This is a genomic window from Stenotrophomonas sp. WZN-1, assembly GCF_002192255.1.
Taxonomy (GTDB): Bacteria; Pseudomonadota; Gammaproteobacteria; order Xanthomonadales; family Xanthomonadaceae; genus Stenotrophomonas.
In genome coordinates, this window is record NZ_CP021768.1 from 2,248,392 (window position 1) to 2,267,699 (window position 19,308).

Sequence of the window (19,308 nt, forward strand, 5' to 3'; positions counted from 1 at the left end):
CCACTGAACTGGAGCTACGCATGACTATGCGATTGATGAGGAGCTTGAGCCTGCTTCTGCTAGTGGCGATCCCAGGCCTTTTGCATGCGCATGAGGGGAAGAATTCGACAACAGCGACCACTGCCATTGCGCCCGAAGCACAGCCAGCAGTAGCTATCGTCGAGCAATTCTCTACAGCCCTGCAGACCGGTGACCTTGACCGGGCCGGGGCCTTCCTGGTCGATGATGTTTTGATCCTCGAGAACGGTGGCGCCGAGCGCTCTCGCAAGGAATACCTGGATGGTCACGCTACACACGATGCAGCGTTTCTGAAGACCGCCCATGTGGAAGTTCTCCGGCGCACCGCCCACGCGCGAGGCGATCTAGCCTGGGTCGGTAGCGAAAGTGAACTGCACGCGACGAAAGATGGGAAGCCGATGGCGTTGCTGAGCACCGAAACCATGGTGCTTGAGCGTACTTCGCAGGGCTGGCGAATCGCCCATATCCACTGGTCCTCCAGGCCCAAGCGCTAACGGACCTGTCACAAAGTGCGGAGTTTACTGACCAAGGAGGCTGGCGCTTGCAGCGGACCCAAGCGCCTCGTTGAACGTGGTCTGGTTGAGACTGCGGCAACCTGCGGTCCAATTCTGAAATCCGTCGGAGAAATGCAGTCATGAATCCGCACGACCCTCATCACCACCATACGGGTGTGGCATCGCGGGGCGACACCCAATCCAAGTCTGCAACCGGCCGCGCGCCCGGCGCTCCGGCAATGGTTGTTGACCCGGTCTGCGAGATGCAGATCGATCCGCAGACCGCGGTACATCATGCCACCCACAACGGCATGGACTATCACTTCTGTTCGGCCCGCTGCCGACAGCGCTTCACGGCCGATCCAGGCACATACTTGTCACCCGAAGTTTCCAAGGCCAGCATCGATGAGGAGCTCGTGCCGGCGGGCGCGATCTACACCTGCCCCATGCACCCGCAGATTCGCCAGGACCACCCGGGGACGTGCCCGATCTGCGGCATGGCATTGGAACCGGAGATGCCGGGCCTGGACGACGAAGAGAATCCTGAGCTGCGTAATTTCTCCCGACGTTTCTGGTGGACATTGCCACTGACGCTGGTGGTACTTGTCTTGGCCATGTTCGGGCCAGGTCTGGGCATCCTCACTGTCAGATCACGGACCTGGCTGGAATTTGCTCTGAGTACCCCGGTAGTCCTGTGGGCAGCGTGGCCCTTCTTCGAACGATGCGTGCAGTCGATCCGCAACCGCAGCCCGAATATGTGGACCCTGATCGGCATTGGCGTCGGGGCCTCCTTCCTCTATAGCGTGGTAGCGACCATAGCTCCAGGCCTGTTCCCGGTGTCGTTCCGCGAGCACGGTCGAGTGGGGGTCTATTTTGAGGCGGCTGCGGTCATCGTATCCCTGACTCTGGTCGGCCAAATCCTCGAACTGCGAGCACGCTCCAAGACGTCGGCGGCGATCAAAGCGCTGTTGGGGTTGGCCCCCAAGACCGCTCGGCGGGTGAAGGCGGACGGCAGCGAAGAAGACATTCCGCTCGAACACGTCCACGTGGGCGACCGCTTGCGCGTTCGCCCCGGAGAGAAGGTGCCGGTGGACGGCACTGTGGATGAAGGTCGCTCAAGCATCGACGAGTCAATGCTGACTGGTGAGCCTATTCCGGTTGAGAAGATGCCGGGGGAGCGTGTCATTGGCGCCACTCTCAATGGCACCGGCAGCCTGATCGTCCGTGCCGACCAAGTAGGCTCCAGCACCGTGCTGGCGCAGATCGTGCAACTCGTTGCCCAGGCGCAGCGCTCGCGTGCGCCCATGCAGCGCATGGCGGACAAAGTTGCGTACTGGTTCGTATTGGCCGTGCTGGGTGCAGCCGTGCTGACTTTGCTTGTCTGGGGCCTGTTCGGACCGGAGCCATCATGGACCTATGCGGTGCTCAATGCCGTGTCGGTACTGATCATTGCCTGTCCCTGTGCACTGGGCCTGGCCACGCCCATGTCGATCATGGTTGCCACGGGGCGTGCGGCCCAGGCAGGTGTGCTGTTCCGCGACGCACAGGCCATAGAACAACTGCGCACTATCGACACCCTGATCGTTGACAAAACAGGCACCCTGACCGAAGGGCGCCCCGCATTCAGGGATTCTATTTCTGCCGCCGGATACGATGGCGACACGCTGCTGCGCTTTGCTGGCAGCCTTGAGCAGGGCAGCGAGCACCCGTTGGCCGAGGCGATTTTGACCGAAGCCCGGCGGCGCGGTCTGGCCTTGTCCGCAACGGACGATTTCGCATCCATCACCGGTCAAGGTGTGCGTGGCCGTGTTGATGGCCACATGATTGCACTGGGCAATCAGGCGCTGATGGAAGCGACTGGTGCAGACATTGCGCCCGTGCTTGAACCCGCCGAGAACCTGCGCAAGGAGGGGGCAAGCGTGATGTACCTCGCTGTTGACGGGCGACTGGCTGGCGCGATCGCTGTCGCAGATCCAATCAAGCCCACCACATCGGCGGCGCTGGACGCGCTGCGTGCCGAGGGCCTGATGTTGGTCATGGCCTCGGGTGATGCACTGGCAACAGCCGCAGCGGTGGGGCGCACGCTCGGCATCGAGGATGTGCGAGGCGGAGTGCGTCCGCAGGACAAGGTCGCGCTGGTGAAGCAAATGCGGGCGCAAGGCCGCCGCGTAGCAATGGCCGGCGACGGAATAAACGATGCGCCCGCGCTGGCTGCAGCCGATGTCGGTATTGCGATGGGCACTGGGACTGACGTGGCAATGTCCAGTGCACAGGTAACGTTGGTCAAGGGAGACCTGCGCAGGATCGTGCAGGCGCGAGCCATCTCCACTGCAGCTGTCGCCAACATGAAGCAGAACCTGGGTTTCGCCTTCATCTACAACGCTATCGGGGTGCCAATCGCAGCCGGAGCGCTGTACCCGACTTTTGGGCTACTGCTCAGCCCAATGATCGCCGCCCTGGCGATGAGCCTCAGCTCGGTTTCAGTGGTGACCAACGCGTTGCGGTTGGCGAGAACCAGCACCCCTGAGCTCCCTTCACCCGATGACCGCCACGCTGAGCCGGTGCGCGGTACATCCTCTCATCACTGACGGCTCTTTTCTCCTAGGATTTCCCATGAAACGCGTTGCCCCACTTTCCCTGCTGACACTCTCCTTGATTGCCGGTCCCACCATGGCCGCGGATCAATCCACTCCTCCCCCAACGACCCAACCCAAAACCGAACACAGCCAGATGCAGCACGACCAGATGGACCACAGCAAGATGATGGACCACAACGATAAAGAACAACATAGCGGTCATGGCCAACAGGATGCGGCACCCGGCGAATTCACTGCGCTGGACGCGAACAGGGATGGCAAACTCTCGAAGGCGGAGATGGCCAAGCACAAACTCGCGCCGCATTTCGGCATGCTTGACCTCGACAAGAACGGCTCCTTGAGTTCGGCAGAATTTGCAGCTGGCAAGACCATGTAGTTATTGACGCGCGCAGGGGAGAAAAATCGCCCCTGCGCCGCCCTCAATCAGGAGCAATTCGATGTCGAATCACCCTCCTTCCATGAACCATCGAAGCCACTACGCCCGCCTGATCGTCATGATGGTGCTTTCGTTCTTGGTGATGTACGCATTCATGTACGCAATGGTGGATCGTTGGGAGAATGTCTACGGAAACGTCAACCAGTTCTACATGGCAGGATTGATGGCTTCTCCGATGTTGCTCATCGAAATTGTGCTGATGTCCACCATGTATCCGAATCGTAGGTGGAACGTCCTGCTTTGCCTCGGCGCATTGTTCTTCATGGCCGCATGTTGGATTGGCATCCGCGAGCAGGCAGCCGTCAGCGACCGTCAATTCATACGGTCAATGATCCCCCATCATGCCGGCGCAATCTTGATGTGCGAGCAAACAAACCTAAGTGATCCTGAACTCCAGGCGCTATGCAACGAAATCGTCGACTCTCAACGTGCTGAAATCGCGCAGATGAAGGCGCTACTTGGGGAAGAGATCTAGCCGGTTATTCAGGGCAACGCTTGAACATGGACCGGCTGCATATCTCGCCCAAAACCCGCTATGTGCCGTGAGTTCGCTAGGTGGAACCTCAGCTCCCCGACGCCCAAGCGCAGCCGCCGATGTAGGCAGGCGCATACGGCGGTAGCGCCTGCCCGAGCGTGCAGACGCTGCAGTGGGACGATCTGCTCGTAGTAGCGGATGATCGACAGATGTCCCTTGCTGGTGTCGGCAGCCTCACTAGTTTCATTCGTAGTACGCTTGACTCCGTAGCGGCTACGGACTTTACGCTGTACCCGTACCCGCCGCCACTCCGGCAGCGCCGCCGCGTGTGACGACAATGCCACTGCCCATCGCCTTGATTCGCTACTGCCTGATTGCCTTGCTGATCGGCTGGGTTTTGCCCGCTTCCGCTCAGGCGGAGCCCGCCGCAGCAGACCTGCGCCAAACGTGGCAGATGCTCGATTACATCGCGGTCGACTACCCCGGCGCGGTCCAGGCCGGCCGCGTTATTGCCCCCAGTGAATACGCCGAAATGCGCGAGTTTGCGGGCGCGGTGCGCAGTCAGCTGGCAGCATTGCCCGGTGGCCAGAACCAGCACGAGTTGACGGCCCAGGCCGAACTCCTGGTCCAGGCAGTCGCAGAGAAGGCCGACCCTACGCAAGTGGCAACGTTGGCGCGCGGGCTCGGCACGGCGCTGTTGGCTCGCTACCCGATCGGCGCTGTTCCGGCGAGCCCGCCGAGGACCTCCCAGGCCGCGTCCATCTACAGCCAGCATTGCGCGGCCTGCCACGGCCCCACAGGTCACGGTGATGGCCCCACCGCGCAAGCGTTAAGGCCGCCGCCGATCGCGTTCACCGATGCCACTCGCGCCGCGCAGCGCACCCCGCTTTCGTTGTACGAGGTCATTTCCCAGGGTGTGCCGGGTACCGGCATGGTCAGCTTCTCTGGGCTATCAGAAAGTGATCGCTGGGCGTTGGCATTCTATGTGGGCAGCTTGGGGTACTCCTCGCAAGCCAAGGCTCAAGGTGAGGCGTTATGGCGCACCAGTGCCGAGGCCCATACGCACATTCCCTCGCTCGAAGCGCTGACACGCACGCGAGAGGCCGATCTTGCCACCACGATGCCCGCCGATCAGGCAAACGCGATCATCGCCTACCTGCGTTCGCAGCCACAGGCTGTTAACGAAGCGGCACCAGGAGCCGATCGCTTTGCGGTGGCGCGGCAGCGACTGGCCGCCAGCCAGCGCGCTTACGCTGCTGAGGACCTGGCCCAAGCCAAAAAGCTTGCGCTCTCGTCCTATCTTGATGGTGTAGAGCCACTTGAGCCGACGCTGGCCACGCGCAATCCGTCATTGCTGCGAGAGATCGAAACGGCCATGGCAGGCTACCGCGCGCAGCTGGATCAGCACGCCCCGGCGGCTGACGTGGCCGTGCAGGCGGCGCAAATTGCCCAGCTGTTTGATCGGGCGGACGTGGCGCTGCAGGACACCCGAATAGAGGCCAGTACCGCGTTTCTGGGCAGCTTTACCATCCTGGTACGCGAAGGACTGGAAGCGCTGCTGATCGTGATTGGCATCGTGGCATTCTTGCGTAAAGCCGAGCGGTCGGATGTGTTGCCGTATGTGCATGCGGGTTGGATCTGCGCGTTGTTGGCAGGCGCAGCGACCTGGGCAGTGGCCACTTACTTCGTCGATATCAGCGGTGCGAACCGGGAGGTCACTGAGGGCGTCTCGGCCTTGTTCGCTGCCGCTGTCCTGCTCAGCGTAGGCATCTGGATGCACCAAAAGAGCCTTGCAGGACGGTGGCAGGAGTACCTGCACGCCAAGCTGACGACTGCGCTGACACGGCGCTCGGCTGTTTTGCTGTTCATGCTGGCCTTTGTCGCGGTGTACCGCGAGGTGTTTGAGTCGATCTTGTTCTACATCGCGATGTGGAGCGATCAGGCGTCCACCGCCATCCTCGCAGGCTTGGTGGCGGGAATCGCGGTGTTGGCTGCGGTGGCGTATTGGATGCTGCGCATGAGCAGGCGGCTGCCGATTGGCCGGTTCTTTTCGATCAGCTCGATTCTCATCGCGGTGATGGCGGTCATCCTGATCGGTAAAGGCGTGGCCGCGTTGCAGGAAGCGGGCTGGATATCTCAAACACCGCTCGCGTTGCCGCGCATCGAATGGATCGGCCTGTATCCCACCTGGCAGTCGCTGCTGGCGCAGGTATTGGTAGGCACCGCCGCCATCGTGGGGTTCCTCGCCAATGCCCGTTCCGGTGTACGCAGGCGACCAGGCGCAAACAAGCAATGAAACAACACAGCAGAGGACCATGACATGAGTGATTGCGGGTGCCACCACGAAGCCAAGAACAAGGAGGAGCGGCGCATCCTCTGGATCGCCTTGGTGCTGAATGCAGCGATGGCCGTGATCGGCGGCATTGCCGGCTGGATTGCCCATTCCACCGGCCTGCTGGCCGACGCCCTGGACATGCTGTCCGACGCCACTGCCTATGCCATTGGCCTGGTCGCCATCGGGCGCACAGCCCGCTTCAAGGCCAATGCCGCGTGGGTCAGCGGCAGCGTACTGCTGGTACTGGGGGTGGGCGTGTTGGTCGAGGTCGGCCGTCGCGTAATGTTCGGCGCCGAGCCGGTCAGTGGCTGGATGATCGGGACCGCCCTGCTGTCGCTGGTGGTCAATATGACCGTGCTGCGCATGCTGGCGCCGCTGAAGTCCGGCGAAGTGCATCTGCGAGCCACCTGGCTGTTCACCCGGGCTGATGTGGTCGCCAATGTTGGCGTGGTCCTGGCCGGCCTGCTGGTCTGGTGGCTGGCCAGTCCGTTCCCGGATTTCGTGATCGGCGCCCTGATCGGCCTGTACGTGATCAAGGAGGCCTTCGAGATCTTGGGTGATGCCCGCCGGGCACGTGCCGACGCGCGCAAGACGGCTGCATGACCAGGCTTGGCTGGCTGGGTTCTGGCCTGCGCTGGCTCCTGCTGGCGCACTTGGCCGTGGGTCTGGTGGCGCAGCCGGTGCTGGCAATGGTCGGCGAGCTACATGTTCAAACCCATCTGGCCACTGCCGACCGCGGCCCGGCAGTGTCGCCGCCAGCTGCCGAGCGTGGCATAGACGTTGCCCTGCACCGGCTTCAGCAGCTGGTGCTGTGTTGCGGCCAAGCCGTGCCGGCCCCTGAGATCCTGCTGGCCGTGGCGGACATCGGCCGGTATTTGCCCGTACTGAACGCCGATACGCCGACGTATCCGCACGCACACCCGATTGCGCCATTCCGACCGCCGATCGCAGGGTGAGGTCGGCCGGCATGCGCCGGGCCCCTGTCGATATCGAGAACCTTCGGAGTACTTCCATGCATGTGCGATTGGCGGCTATAGCCGCATGGCTGCTGTTGGGCGGCGCGGTGACGACGCCGGCGGCGGCCGCCGAGTTGATGACCTTGGAAGACGCGTTCGCGCGCGTGGCCCAAACCCACCCCGAGCTGCGCCTGGTCGATGCGCGGGCCACCGTGCTCGCTGCCGAGCGCGATCAGGCGGTGCAGCGCCCACCGTGGACGGTCGGTGCCGAGGTCGAAAATGCCTTAGGCACGGGCGCGGCCCGTGGCCTGGACAGCGCGGAGTTGACCTTGAGCCTGAGCTCGGTCCTGGAGCGCGGCGGCAAGCTCGACGCCCGCCGCACCTTGGCCCAAAGCCGGATTGATGCACTGGCCGTGCAGCGCGAGACCGGGCGGCTGGACCTGCTCGCCGAGACGGCGCAGCGCTATTTGGCCGTTGTCGGTGCCGACCGGCAACGCAGCTTGGCGGACATGGATGTTGGCCAGCGCCAGCGAACCGTGGCCGCTGCCCGGCAGCGCCTGCAGGCTGGCGCGTCGCCCGAGTCGGTGCTGCTGACCGCGCAGGCGGCGCTGGCGCGCGCAGAGTTGACCCGTGATCGCGCCGAGCAGCAGCGAATCGCCGCCCGTCAGCACCTGGCCGCACTGTGGGGCGAACGGGCTCCCGGCTTCGAGGTGGCGGCGGCCGATCCCATGGCCTTGCCGGCGATCGCGTCTATGCAGACGCTGGCCGAGGAATTGGAGCGCACTCCCGAGTTGGCGCAGTTTGCCGACGCCGGCCGGATCGCGCAGGCACGACTGCAGCTGGTGCGTTCGGCGGCCTCACCGGACCTGTCCTGGCAGCTCGGCGTGCGCCGCCTGCAGGAGACCGACGACACCGCGCTGGTGGCCAGCCTGTCCATGCCGCTGGGCAGCCGCAGCCGCGCACAGCCGGGGATCCGCGCGGGCGAAGCCGAGCTGGAGGTTCTGACGATCGAACGCGAGGCCAAGGGCCTGTCGCTGTATTCCACGCTGGTTGAGGCCCATGGCCGCTATACGGTGGCGCAGGCCGAGGTGGCACGGCTGCAAGGCGAGGTGCTGCCGAAGCTGACCCGGGCTGAGCAAGCCGCCGAGCGCGCCTATCGCGCCGGCGCGATCAGCTACCTGGAATGGGCACAGTTGCAGTCCGAACGCACGGCCATGGCCCAGCAGCAGCTGGACGTGGCGCTCGATGCGCAGCGCGCCCTGATCGAAATTCAACGACTGACCGGCCAGGCGTTTGTAACGCCGCCGTCGGCCGCATCCATTGGAGAAACCCCATGAATCGCTTTTCCTGGACCGCACTGGGCATGGCCCTGATGCTGGCCGCCTGCAACGCGTCGGCCCCCAACGAAGCCTCCGAGAGCGGCGCCGCCGCTGAGGGCGAAGAACACGGCGAGCACGAGGAGGCGCCGCTGGAAACCAAGATTGCCGCCAAGGCGGCGCAGGCGGCGGGTATCCAGGTCGCACCGGCAGGCCCCGGTGAGATTGCCGATGAGCATGAGGTGCAAGGGCTGCTGACACCGATCGACGGGCGCATCGCGCAGGTCACGGCACGCTTCCCCGGACCGGTCCGCTCCGTGCGAGCGGGCGTGGGTGATCAGGTCCGGGCCGGCCAGGCACTGGCCACCGTGGAGAGCAACCTGAGCCTGACGACCTATACCGTCACCGCGCCGATCAGTGGCGTGGTCATGGCGCGTACGGCCGCTGTGGGCATGGCAGCCGTTGAGGGCGCGCCGCTGTTCGAGGTCGCCGACCTGTCCACGCTGTGGGTGGACCTGCACATCTTCGGCGCCGACGCCCAGCACATCGGTGCTGGCGTGCCGGTGACGGTTACCCGCTTGAGCGATGGCGTCACCGCACAGACCACCTTGGAGCGCGTCCTGCCCGGCACCGCCACCGCCAGCCAAAGCACCATTGCGCGCGCTACGGTGGCCAACACCGATGGCCTGTGGCGGCCGGGGTCGGCGGTCAAGGCGCGGGTCACCGTGGATCGCCAATCGGCCGCGTTGGTGGTGCCGATCACGGCGCTGCAGACCGCAGAGGACCAGGACGTGGTCTACGTGCAGCAGGGCGAAACCTACCACACCCGGCCGGTAAAGCTGGGGCGCCGCGATGCCGAACGCGCCGAAGTGCTGGAAGGCCTCAAGGCCGGTGAACAGGTGGTGGTGGCCCAAAGCTTCCTGATCAAGGCCGACATCGAAAAGTCCACCGTGGAAGAGGAATGAGGCCCGCCATGCTCGAACGCCTCATTGGGCTGTCCATCCGCCATCGCTGGCTGACGCTGGTGCTCACCGCTGCGCTGGTTGCGCTGGGCGTGTGGAGCTACCGTCACCTTTCCATTGACGCCACACCCGACATCACCAACGTCCAGGTCCAGATCAACACCCAGGCCCCGGGGTATTCGCCGCTGGAGGCCGAACAACGGGTCACCTTTGCCATTGAAACGGCCATGGCCGGCTTGCCCAAGCTGGACTACAGCCGCTCGCTGTCGCGTTACGGGCTCTCACAGGTCACCGTGGTGTTCAAGGACGGCACCGACCTGTACTTTGCCCGCCAACAGGTCGCCGAGCGCCTGCAGCAGATCGCCTCCCAGCTGCCCGACGGATTGGACCCGGAAATGGGGCCGATCTCCACCGGGCTGGGCGAGATCTTCATGTACACCGTGGAGGCCGAGCCCAACGCTCGCAAGCCCGACGGCACCCCGTACACCGCCACGGACCTGCGCACCCTGCAGGACTGGGTGATCCGGCCGCAGCTGCGCACCACGCCTGGCGTTACCGAGGTCAACACCATCGGCGGCTTTGAGCGGCAGATCCACATCACCCCGGATCCAGCCCAGTTGGTGGCCTTGGGGTTTACGTTGAATGACGTGGTCGCTGCTGTCATGCGCAACAACCAGAACATTGGCGCCGGCTACATCGAGCGCAATGGACAGCAGTTCCTGGTGCGCGTGCCCGGCCAGCTGGCCAATCTGGAGGCGATCGGCAACATCGTGCTGGACCGCCGCGATGGCGTGCCCATCCGGGTGCGCGATGTGGCCAGCGTCGGCGAAGGCAAGGAGCTGCGTACCGGCGCGGCCACCCAGAATGGCCACGAGGTCGTGGTCGGTACCGCCTTCATGTTGTTCGGCGCCAACAGCCGGGAAGTCTCCCAGGCGGCCGCGGCCAAGCTGGACGCCGCCAACGCCAGCTTGCCCCCGGGCGTGCATGCCAAGGCCGTCTATGACCGCACCGCGCTGGTGGACCGCACCATCGCCACGGTATCCAAGAACCTGATCGAGGGCGCGCTGCTGGTGGTGGTGGTGCTGTTCCTGCTGCTGGGCAATGTGCGCGCCTCGTTGATCACTGCGGCGGTGATTCCGCTGGCGATGCTGTTCACCATCATCGGCATGGTGCGTGGCGGCGTATCGGGCAACTTGATGAGCCTGGGTGCGCTGGACTTCGGCCTGATCGTGGACGGGGCGGTGATCATCATCGAGAACTGCCTGCGCCGGTTCGGGGAGGCGCAGCACGCGCTGGGCCGCCAGCTCAACGATGAAGAGCGCTTTGACCTGACCGCCTCGGCCACCGCCGAGGTGATCCGTCCCAGCCTGTTTGGCCTGGGCATCATCGCCGCGGTCTACCTGCCGATCTTCGCGCTCTCAGGGGTGGAAGGGAAAATGTTCCACCCGATGGCGATCACGGTGGTGCTGGCCCTGACCGGTGCCATGGTGTTGTCGCTGACCTTCGTGCCGGCGGCGATTGCCACCTTCCTGCGCGGCCGCGTCGCCGAACACGACAACTGGCTGATGCGCTGGTCGCGCGCCCGCTATACGCCGCTGCTGGATTGGGCACTGCGGAGCCGGGTCGTGGTGCTGACAGGCGCGGCCGTGCTGGTGGTGGGCTGTGGCGTGCTGGCCACCCGCCTGGGTTCGGAATTCGTGCCGAGCCTGGATGAAGGCGACATCACCTTGCAACCCATGCGTATTCCCGGCACCAGCCTGGAGCAGTCGGTGGCCATGCAGGAGACGCTGGAGAAGCGCCTGGCCCAGTTCCCGGAGGTGGCCAATATCTTTTCCAAGATCGGCACCGCCGAGGTGGCCACCGACCCTATGCCGCCGTCGATGGCCGACACCTTCCTGATGCTCAAGCCCCGCGACCAGTGGCCCGACCCGCGCAAGCCCAAGGCCGAGCTGGTGGAAGAGCTGGAGGCGGCGGCCAAGGAAATCCCCGGTAGCAACTACGAGTTCACCCAGCCCATCCAGATGCGCACCAACGAGTTGATCTCCGGCGTCCGCTCGGACGTGGCCGTCAAGGTCTATGGCGACAACCTGGACCAGCTGACGCGCCTGGCCAGTCGGGTCGAGCGGGTCATGCGCAGCGTCCCCGGCGCCGAAGACGTCAAGGCCGAGCAGGTCTCCGGCCTGCCGCTGCTGACCATCACGCCAGATCCGGCGGCATTGGCACGGTATGGCCTGAACCCGGGCGATGTGCAGGAAACGGTGGCCACCGCCATTGGGGGCAGTGTTGCCGGCCAGTTGATCGAGGGCGACCGCCGCTTCGACCTGGTCGTGCGCCTGCCCGAAGCGCAGCGCCAAGACCCCGCTGTGCTGGCAGATCTGCCCATTCCGCTGCCGGCAAGCACCAGTGTCGATGAGTCCAGCCGTCTGGCCGCCGGCGCCAATGGCGGGCCTCGTACGGTGCCGCTGCGGGAAGTGGCGAAGATCCAGGTGGAGCGTGGGCCCAATCAAATCAATCGCGAGAACGGCAAGCGGCGCGTGGTGATCACCGCCAACGTGCGCGAGCGCGATCTGGGTGGGTTCGTCGGCGAGCTGCGCACGCGCATCGGCCAAGATGTGACGCTTCCGGAGGGCTACTGGATCGACTACGGTGGCACCTTCGAGCAGCTGATCTCGGCCAGCCAACGTTTGGCCGTCGTCGTCCCGGTGACGCTGGCACTGATCTTTGCCTTGCTGTTCCTGGCCTTCGGGTCGGCCAAAGATGCGGCGATCGTGTTCAGTGGCGTACCGTTGGCACTGACTGGCGGGGTGATCGCGCTGGCGTTACGGGGGATTCCGCTGTCGATTTCCGCCGGCGTGGGCTTCATCGCGCTCTCGGGCGTGGCCGTGCTCAACGGCCTGGTCATGATCGCCTTCATTCGTAAGCTGCGCGAACAAGGTGATCCCTTGATCGAAGCAATCATCGACGGTGCGCTGGGACGCTTGCGCCCCGTCCTGATGACCGCACTGGTAGCTTCACTTGGGTTCTTGCCCATGGCCCTGAACGTCGGTGCGGGCTCGGAAGTTCAGCGCCCGCTGGCCACTGTGGTGATCGGCGGCATCGTTTCCTCGACCCTGCTGACGCTGCTGGTGTTGCCGGCGTTGTACCGATGGTGGCACCGGGACGCGGATACCAAAGTGCAGCCCTAAAACACCTGATAGGCCACAAAGACATTCGAGAGGCGGCCTAAGCCGCCTCTCGAAGCGTGCATCACTGCTGCTGCACGATCTTGGTAATGGTCGCGTCCATGGCCTTGGCTTGAAATTCGAATTGGACCTTTTGTCCCACCTGCACCGAGGCGATCTGTTCTGGCGTTGCTTTAAATCCCATCGTCATAGCCGGCCAAGCTAGTGCTTCTACGGGGCCATGGGCGATGGTGATCTTGCCTGTGTCAGCGGCAATGGATTCAACCGTCCCCGTCGCGGAAGCGATCTTGGCCGGCTGCGCCATATCGCCCGATGTAGATTTCACCGCATCGGCCATCTGCGCGTGTTCACTAGCGGGCATCGCCATATCGGCGGCGGCCGCGTCCTTGGCGGTAGCCGTGTCGCTACTGGGCGCTTGCGAGCAGGCCGCCAGCAGCAGCGCGGTCAGGGTGGGAACGATAAGTGTCAGTTTCATAGGGATCTCCTCGGGTTGAAGGTTGATTGGACTGCGGATCAGTACGGCAGCAGTGCAGTCGGTCTGCCGCCGCAACTTCAAAATGAGCGGATTGAACGCGCCTCACGTCGCGACGTCCGGCGGCGGTGCCGCGCGTGAAGTTCGGGACAAGGCGCGACCCTGCAGCAGGCGGAACGCGGCCGGAATCACCAGCATGGACAGCAGCGGCGCGGTGACCATGCCGCCGATCATCGGCGCGGCGATGCGCTGCATCACTTCCGAACCGGCACCGCTGCCAATGAACAACGGAAACAAGCCCGCTAGAATCACGGCGACCGTCATTGCCTTGGGCCGCACGCGCAGCACCGCGCCTTCGCGGATTGCCGCTTCCAGTGTGGCGACCGTGGCCGGCTCGCCTGCGGCCAGCCGATGCTCCCAAGCCTGCCGCAGGTACAGCAGCATGATCACGCCGAACTCGGCGGCGACGCCGCCCAGCGCGATGAAGCCGATCATCGTTGCGATCGACACGGCATGCCCAAGAATCCAGATCAGCCACAGCCCGCCGACCAATGCCAGCGGCAGGCTGAGCAGGATGATGGCGACCTCGCCGAAGCGGCGGAACACCAACCAGAGCACCAGGAAAATGATCGCCAGCGCCGCCGGCACGACCCACTGCAATCGCGCCACGGCGCGTTGCAGGTATTCGTATTGGCCAGACCAGGCGAGGCCGTAGCCCGGCGGAAGTTGCACTTGCTTACCGACGGCCTGCTGCAGGTCGGCGACTACAGAGCCCAGATCGCGGCCGGCGACATCGACATAGACGTAGCCGACCAGGCGGCCGTTATCGCTTTTGAGCATGGGCGGACCGGGGCTGAGCGACACGTCGGCCACCTGTCCCAACGTCAATTGCACGCCACCCGGTGCAACCAATGGCAGTTGCACCAGCGCATCCAACGAGTCGCGCTCAACGCGTGGGTAACGCAGGACGATCGGATAGCGCTCGCGGCCTTCGATGGTCTCGCCAATGGGGTCGCCGCCAACGATGGTAGCGATCAGCCGTTGTAGTTCGGCCTGACTCAAGCCATAGCGCGCTGCCGCGTCCGGCCGGATGCGAACATCAACATAGCGCCCACCGGTGACGCGCTCGGCCAACGCCGAGCTCACGCCGGGGACGGTCTTGGCCACGCGTTCCACCTGGGCACTGAGCCGCTCGATGACGTCGATATCTGGCCCCGATACCTTGACGCCGATCGGGCTCTTGATGCCAGTGGCGAGCATGTCGATGCGGTTGCGGATCGGTGGCACCCACAGATTGGTCAGGCCCGGCACTTTCACCGCCGCGTCAAGTTCGGCGCGCAGTCTTTCTGGCGTCATGCCCGGCCGCCACTGATCGCGCGGCTTGAACGTCACCGTGGTCTCGAACATCTCGATCGGCGCTGAGTCAGTGGCGGTGTCGGCACGGCCCGCCTTGCCGAACACATGCGCGACCTCGGGCACGGTCTTGATCATCCGGTCGGAGAGCTGCAGCAGCTGGCGCGCCTTGTCCGCCGATAGTCCTGGCAGTGCCGTTGGCATGTACAGCAGCGTGCCTTCCTCCAGCGGCGGCATGAACTCGCTGCCGACGCGGGCGTACGGAATCAGCGTCAGCACCAGAAGGGCACCGCTCAAGCCCAAAGTCAGGCGCGGATGTAGCAGCACCCAATCCAGCACCGGCCGGTAGCCGGCGATCAGCACGCGGTTGATCGGGTTCTGGGCTTCAGGGCGAATGCGGCCGCGGATCAGGTAACCCATCAGCACCGGAATCAGCGTCACCGACAAGCCGGCCGCGGCTGCCATCGCATAGGTCTTGGTGTAGGCCAGCGGCGCGAACAAGCGGCCTTCCTGCGCCTGCAACGCGAACACTGGAACGAACGACAGCGTGATCACCAGCAGGCTGGCGAACAGTGCCGGACCGACCTCGGACGCGGCTTGCGCCATCAGTTGCCAGCGGGCATCCCCCTCCGGCTCGCGGCCGTGCTCTCCCCGCCAGTGCTCCAGATGCTTGTGCGCGTTCTCAATCATCACCACGGCCGCATCCACCATCGCGCCAATAGCGATGGCAATGCCACCCAACGACAGCAGATTGGCGGTGATGCCCTGCTGGTGCATGACGATGAAGGCAGCCAACACGCCCAGCGGCAACGTAATCACTGCCACCAGCGCCGAACGCAGATGCCACAGGAACAGTGCGCACACCAGCGCGACGACCAGGAACTCCTCGCCGAGCTTATGGGTGAGGTTGCGTACCGCCTCATGGATCAGCTCGGAGCGGTCGTAGACCGGCACGATCTCTACGCCCTTCGGCAAGCTGGCCTGCAATTGCTTCAATCGCGCCTTGACGTTCTCAATGGCGGTCAGCGCGTCCTTGCCGGTGCGCAGTACGACCACCCCGCCGGCGACTTCACCGTCGCCGTCCAACTCGGCGATGCCACGGCGGAAGGTCGGCCCACGGGTGATGGTCGCCACATCGCCCAGCAGCACCGGCACGCCGTCCGCAGCGCTCGTGATCGGCACCTGCTCGAACGCGGCCTGACTGCGCAGGTAGCCCTCGCTGCGCACCATCAGCTCGGCTTCGCCTTGTTCGATGACCGAACCGCCGGTGGCGCCGTTGGCAGCGCCTACCGCTTCGATCAGCTGCGCCACGGTCAAACCACGAGCGGCCAGCGCCTGCGGGTCCGGTACGATCTGCCAGGCGCGCACGGCGCCGCCGACACTGGCAACCTCGGCCACATCGGGGATGGTCTTGAGCTCGTAGCGCAGGAACCAGTCCTGCAATGCCCGCAGTTGGCCGAGATCGTGTTGGCCGGTGCGGTCGACCAACGCGTATTGGTAGATCCAACCCAAGCCGGTCGCGTCCGGCCCCAGCGCCGGGCTCACGCCTTGCGGCAGTCGATCACGCACCTGGCTGAGGTATTCCAGTACCCGCGAACGCGCCCAGTACAGATCGGTAGCATCGTCGAACAGGATATAGACGAAAGAATCACCGAAGAACGAAAACCCGCGTACGGCCTTGACCCCCGGCACCGACAACATGGTCGTCGCCAACGGATAGGTGACCTGGTCTTCGACGATGCGCGGCGTCTGGCCAGGCCATTGCGTGCGGATGATTACCTGCGTGTCGGACAGGTCGGGCAGCGCATCCAATGGCGTTTGCCGCACCGACCACACGCCAGCGATGGCGAGCAGTGCAGCCGCCATCAGCACCAGCACGCGGTTGGCGATGCTAGCGTGGATCAGGCGGGCGATCACGGTTGCACCTCCGAATCGACCGGCTTCACGTCGTGGACGGTGCAATCGGGATCCGCGCCCGGCACGAACTTCGGCACCAACTGCATGTCCATGAAAGGCGACTTGCCGGGCTGGTCGAGGTGCTTATCCGGGACCATCGGGTCGTACCAGTACTGCACCGAGCACGATCGTGACTTGGGTGCCGCCGAGGCCTGATCAATCCGGTGGGGGGCTGGCATTACCGCGGGCACGTCGCCCAAGCGCTCCAGCGCGCCCGATAGGCTGGCTTCCGAATCGATCAGGAACTGGCCGGACACGACGACACGTTCGCCACCCGAGAGTCCCGCGAGGATCTCGGTGCGGCCCTCACCGCTGCGTCCGGTGCGCACGCGCACGGGGCGGAAGCTGCCGTCGGCATCCTGTACGATCATCCGGCTGTCGGCGCCGGTGGCGATCAGTGCTTCGGTCGGTACCAGCGGCATCGCCGCGCCGGCCTGCGGTTGCAGCGTGACCTCGGCGAACATGCCGGGGGCGAGCACGCCGTCTGGATTGCGCAACACGATGCGTGCCTGCTGTGTGCGGCTGGCGACATCGACCTGTGGTAACAGCGCTTCGACTTCGCCGACGAAGGTCTGACCCGGCACAGCGCCAACCAGCGCTTCGACCGGCGTGCCGGGACGCAATTGTGCCGTGCTTGCCTGCGGAATCGCCGCTTCCAGCCATAGCGTGGTGGTGCCGTTGAGGCGGAACAGTGGCGTGCCGGGCATGACCGTCTGGCCTTCGCGCGCCAACACTTCGGTGACGATGCCATCGCTGGGCGCACTTAACGCCACGCTACCGTCGCGGCCCATGCCACCGGGCACGCCGAGCACGCGCAGGCGTTGTTGCGCGGCCCATTGCAACTCCCGCGCCGAGGATGATTGCGCCTGCCGCAAGGCCTGTGCTTCTGCCAGCGCGCTGCTCCAGCTCGGCGCCAGCAGCGTGGCGAGCGGCTGGCCGCGGCGCACTTGCGTGTACGGGGCCTTGACCTGCATCCGGGCGATGAGGCCCTCGACACGGGCGCTGACCACCGACTCCTGGCGCAGATCCCAGGCCAATGTGCCGGGGACACGTATGCTCTGGGCCAGTCGACCCATCTCGACTACCACTGTGCGGATGCCCACATTCTGTTGCAACCCCGCATCGATGCGTACGCCACCGCCGCCGACGCCGATTTCATCGGCGTACTTCGGCACCAGTTGCATGTCCATGAAAGGTGACTTGCCGGGTTTGTCGAAGTGCTGATCCGGCACCATCGGGTCATACCAGTACAGTGCCTGCCGCTCGGCGGTCGTGGTTGGTGCAGTAGCCTTTGCCATCTCGTGATCAGCGCTGCGCTGCGCCCACCAGTAACCACCACCCAGGCCCACGGCCAGCAGTGCGAGGGCGGTAATCGCCATCGATATACGAGTCATCGTGCGCGTCATGGTGCGGTCTCCTTTTCGGGCAGCAGGTAGGCCAAGGCTGCCCAGGCGCGACCGAGTTCGCCCAGGTGACGGGCATGTTCGATGTGCAGTTCGATCTCATCGCGGCGTGCCTCCAGCCAAGGCTGCAAGTCGCCGCCGCCGGCGTAGAGGGCCAGCGCCGTCTTCGCCCTGTCACGGGCCAGCGGAAGGGTTTCGGTTTCCTTGCGCATCACTTGGCTCTGCAGACCCTGCCATTCGGCCAAGGTCCGCCGCACGGTTTCGGTCTGGGCACGACGGGCGTCTTCGCGTTCGGCCGCTACCGCGTCCAACTCGGCGCGACGGGCGGCGACGCCGCGATCTTGTCGGTTGCGTGCAAACAGCGGCAGGTCGACGGCGACCTCGACCATTAGCATGTCGCTGCGGGACATACCTTCTGGCGTGCGATCGCGCTGACCGTAGCTCACGCCGAGGCTCCAGTCCGGGCGTTTTTCAGCAATCGCCGCGTCGACTTCCGATTCGGCCAGGGCTTCGCGTGAGCGCCACGGCAGCAACGGTCCTTGACGGTCGATCGAGGTCAGTAGCGCGGCCGGGGCGACAGGCAGAGTCGCTAGCTCTGGCGGTACGCCCTCGGTTTGGATATCCGCCGGGTCCATGCCCAGCCAGCGCGCCAGACTGGCGCGAGCCGCTTCTTGCGCTGCCTCGGCGGCATCGATTCGGTTCTCCAGTTCGAGCGCCGCCGCTTGCGTAGCCAACGTATCGGTCACAGTTGTGGTGCCGCTCGCTAACCGTGCCTTGGCAGTGCGGACGGCGACAGTGGCCGGCTCTCGCAGAGTCTGCAGCGCGGCGACTTCGCGTTGCGCCGCCCACAGGGCGATCCAGGCCGTGGCGGCCTCTCGCTGTACGACCGATGCCTCGGCCGTTGATAGTGCTTGGGCCTGTTCGATGCCGCGATCAGCCACGGCCTGGCGCGCTTGACGCTTGGCACGGGCGGGGAATTCCTGCATCACACCGATCTGCTTCATGGTCATGTCATCGGCGCGAAAGTCGAACGCGTCGGCGCCCGTGACGGGCCAGTTGGCAAGGCCGAGGGTCAGCTTCGGATCGGGCAAGGCGGCCGCGCGCACCGCTTCTTCGCGGGCGGCGAGGGTTTGCGATCGACGCGCAGCGAGTATCGGCGCTCGCTCTGTGGCCAGTCGCACAGCATCGTCAAGGGACAGTCCGGGGGGAGCGGACCAAGCAGGGGTGGCAATCAGACCGAGGACCAGCACCAAGGCGGCCCAACGGCGTTGCCTGCACCAACGGTACAGGGGATAAAGGGCGAACATGAGACCTCCGAACACGCAACGACGAACATGCCGCCAGGAACGGCAG

14 protein-coding genes are annotated in these 19,308 nt (G+C 64.8%); 10 read left to right on the plus strand and 4 right to left on the minus strand.

Annotated elements, in window-relative coordinates; all coding sequences use genetic code 11:
• The first annotated feature begins 20 nt into the window (after positions 1-20).
• The 10 genes from CCR98_RS10615 (at position 21) to CCR98_RS10660 (ending at position 12,774) form a co-directional block, all read left to right on the plus strand.
• On the plus strand, positions 21-512 hold the full coding sequence (locus CCR98_RS10615; RefSeq protein WP_087922556.1) for a nuclear transport factor 2 family protein: 492 nt from the start codon (positions 21-23) through the stop codon (positions 510-512).
• 239 nt (positions 513-751) lie between these two features.
• Positions 752-3,100: a heavy metal translocating P-type ATPase gene (locus CCR98_RS10620; RefSeq protein WP_265350065.1), complete on the plus strand. Its 2,349-nt coding sequence runs from the start codon at positions 752-754 to the stop codon at positions 3,098-3,100.
• Positions 3,101-3,125: 25 nt separating this feature from the next.
• Entirely contained in the window at positions 3,126-3,485 is a 360-nt protein-coding gene (locus CCR98_RS10625) for a hypothetical protein (protein ID WP_087922558.1), read from the plus strand.
• A 61-nt stretch (positions 3,486-3,546) separates the two neighbouring features.
• Positions 3,547-4,020: a DUF305 domain-containing protein gene (locus tag CCR98_RS10630; protein ID WP_198361076.1), complete on the plus strand. Its 474-nt coding sequence runs from the start codon at positions 3,547-3,549 to the stop codon at positions 4,018-4,020.
• Positions 4,021-4,357: 337 nt separating this feature from the next.
• Positions 4,358-6,316 carry a cytochrome c/FTR1 family iron permease gene (locus CCR98_RS10635; RefSeq protein ID WP_087922559.1) on the plus strand — a complete coding sequence of 653 codons (1,959 nt, stop codon included), beginning with the start codon at positions 4,358-4,360 and terminating at the stop codon, positions 6,314-6,316.
• A 24-nt stretch (positions 6,317-6,340) separates the two neighbouring features.
• Entirely contained in the window at positions 6,341-6,958 is a 618-nt protein-coding gene (locus CCR98_RS10640) for a cation transporter (RefSeq protein ID WP_087922560.1), read from the plus strand.
• Positions 6,955-7,311, plus strand: coding sequence for a hypothetical protein (locus CCR98_RS10645; RefSeq protein WP_087922561.1), 357 nt, complete (start codon positions 6,955-6,957; stop codon positions 7,309-7,311). The genes CCR98_RS10640 and CCR98_RS10645 overlap by 4 nt, the downstream gene beginning before the upstream one ends.
• A 56-nt stretch (positions 7,312-7,367) precedes the next feature.
• The gene (locus CCR98_RS10650; protein WP_087922562.1) at positions 7,368-8,648 is read left to right on the plus strand and encodes a TolC family protein; all 1,281 of its coding nucleotides are present in this window, start codon (positions 7,368-7,370) and stop codon (positions 8,646-8,648) included.
• On the plus strand, positions 8,645-9,592 hold the full coding sequence (locus CCR98_RS10655; protein WP_087922563.1) for an efflux RND transporter periplasmic adaptor subunit: 948 nt from the start codon (positions 8,645-8,647) through the stop codon (positions 9,590-9,592). Before CCR98_RS10650 ends, CCR98_RS10655 begins: the two co-directional genes overlap by 4 nt.
• 8 nt (positions 9,593-9,600) lie before the next feature.
• Complete coding sequence (locus tag CCR98_RS10660) at positions 9,601-12,774, plus strand: CusA/CzcA family heavy metal efflux RND transporter (protein WP_087922564.1); 3,174 nt, start codon at positions 9,601-9,603, stop codon at positions 12,772-12,774.
• Positions 12,775-12,835: 61 nt separating this feature from the next.
• Here CCR98_RS10660 and CCR98_RS10665 read toward each other — a convergent pair whose 3' ends face one another.
• The 4 genes from CCR98_RS10665 to CCR98_RS10680 all read right to left on the minus strand — a co-directional run bounded on the left by CCR98_RS10665 (position 12,836) and on the right by CCR98_RS10680 (position 19,262).
• Complete coding sequence (locus tag CCR98_RS10665; RefSeq protein WP_232462994.1) at positions 12,836-13,246, minus strand: copper-binding protein; 411 nt, start codon at positions 13,244-13,246, stop codon at positions 12,836-12,838.
• Between the two features lie 102 nt (positions 13,247-13,348).
• Positions 13,349-16,513: an efflux RND transporter permease subunit gene (locus CCR98_RS10670; protein WP_087922565.1), complete on the minus strand. Its 3,165-nt coding sequence runs from the start codon at positions 16,511-16,513 to the stop codon at positions 13,349-13,351.
• Positions 16,510-17,958, minus strand: a complete 1,449-nt coding sequence (locus tag CCR98_RS10675) for an efflux RND transporter periplasmic adaptor subunit (RefSeq protein WP_087922566.1) — start codon at positions 17,956-17,958, stop codon at positions 16,510-16,512. Before CCR98_RS10675 ends, CCR98_RS10670 begins: the two co-directional genes overlap by 4 nt.
• Positions 17,955-19,262, minus strand: coding sequence for a TolC family protein (locus CCR98_RS10680; protein ID WP_087922567.1), 1,308 nt, complete (start codon positions 19,260-19,262; stop codon positions 17,955-17,957). The genes CCR98_RS10675 and CCR98_RS10680 overlap by 4 nt, the downstream gene beginning before the upstream one ends.
• Between the last annotated feature and the right edge of the window lie 46 nt (positions 19,263-19,308).

What these genes read in the sequence shown, in the direction of transcription:
- CCR98_RS10615 (WP_087922556.1), top strand. Translation starts at nt 21, where the DNA reads ATGACTATGCGATTGATGAGGAGCTTGAGCCTGCTTCTGCTAGTGGCG.
- CCR98_RS10620 (WP_265350065.1), top strand. Translation starts at nt 752, where the DNA reads ATGGTTGTTGACCCGGTCTGCGAGATGCAGATCGATCCGCAGACCGCG.
- CCR98_RS10625 (WP_087922558.1), top strand. Translation starts at nt 3,126, where the DNA reads ATGAAACGCGTTGCCCCACTTTCCCTGCTGACACTCTCCTTGATTGCC.
- CCR98_RS10630 (WP_198361076.1), top strand. Translation starts at nt 3,547, where the DNA reads ATGTCGAATCACCCTCCTTCCATGAACCATCGAAGCCACTACGCCCGC.
- CCR98_RS10635 (WP_087922559.1), top strand. Translation starts at nt 4,358, where the DNA reads ATGCCACTGCCCATCGCCTTGATTCGCTACTGCCTGATTGCCTTGCTG.
- CCR98_RS10640 (WP_087922560.1), top strand. Translation starts at nt 6,341, where the DNA reads ATGAGTGATTGCGGGTGCCACCACGAAGCCAAGAACAAGGAGGAGCGG.
- CCR98_RS10645 (WP_087922561.1), top strand. Translation starts at nt 6,955, where the DNA reads ATGACCAGGCTTGGCTGGCTGGGTTCTGGCCTGCGCTGGCTCCTGCTG.
- CCR98_RS10650 (WP_087922562.1), top strand. Translation starts at nt 7,368, where the DNA reads ATGCATGTGCGATTGGCGGCTATAGCCGCATGGCTGCTGTTGGGCGGC.
- CCR98_RS10655 (WP_087922563.1), top strand. Translation starts at nt 8,645, where the DNA reads ATGAATCGCTTTTCCTGGACCGCACTGGGCATGGCCCTGATGCTGGCC.
- CCR98_RS10660 (WP_087922564.1), top strand. Translation starts at nt 9,601, where the DNA reads ATGCTCGAACGCCTCATTGGGCTGTCCATCCGCCATCGCTGGCTGACG.
- CCR98_RS10665 (WP_232462994.1), bottom strand. Translation starts at nt 13,246, where the DNA reads ATGAAACTGACACTTATCGTTCCCACCCTGACCGCGCTGCTGCTGGCG.
- CCR98_RS10675 (WP_087922566.1), bottom strand. Translation starts at nt 17,958, where the DNA reads ATGACGCGCACGATGACTCGTATATCGATGGCGATTACCGCCCTCGCA.
- CCR98_RS10680 (WP_087922567.1), bottom strand. Translation starts at nt 19,262, where the DNA reads ATGTTCGCCCTTTATCCCCTGTACCGTTGGTGCAGGCAACGCCGTTGG.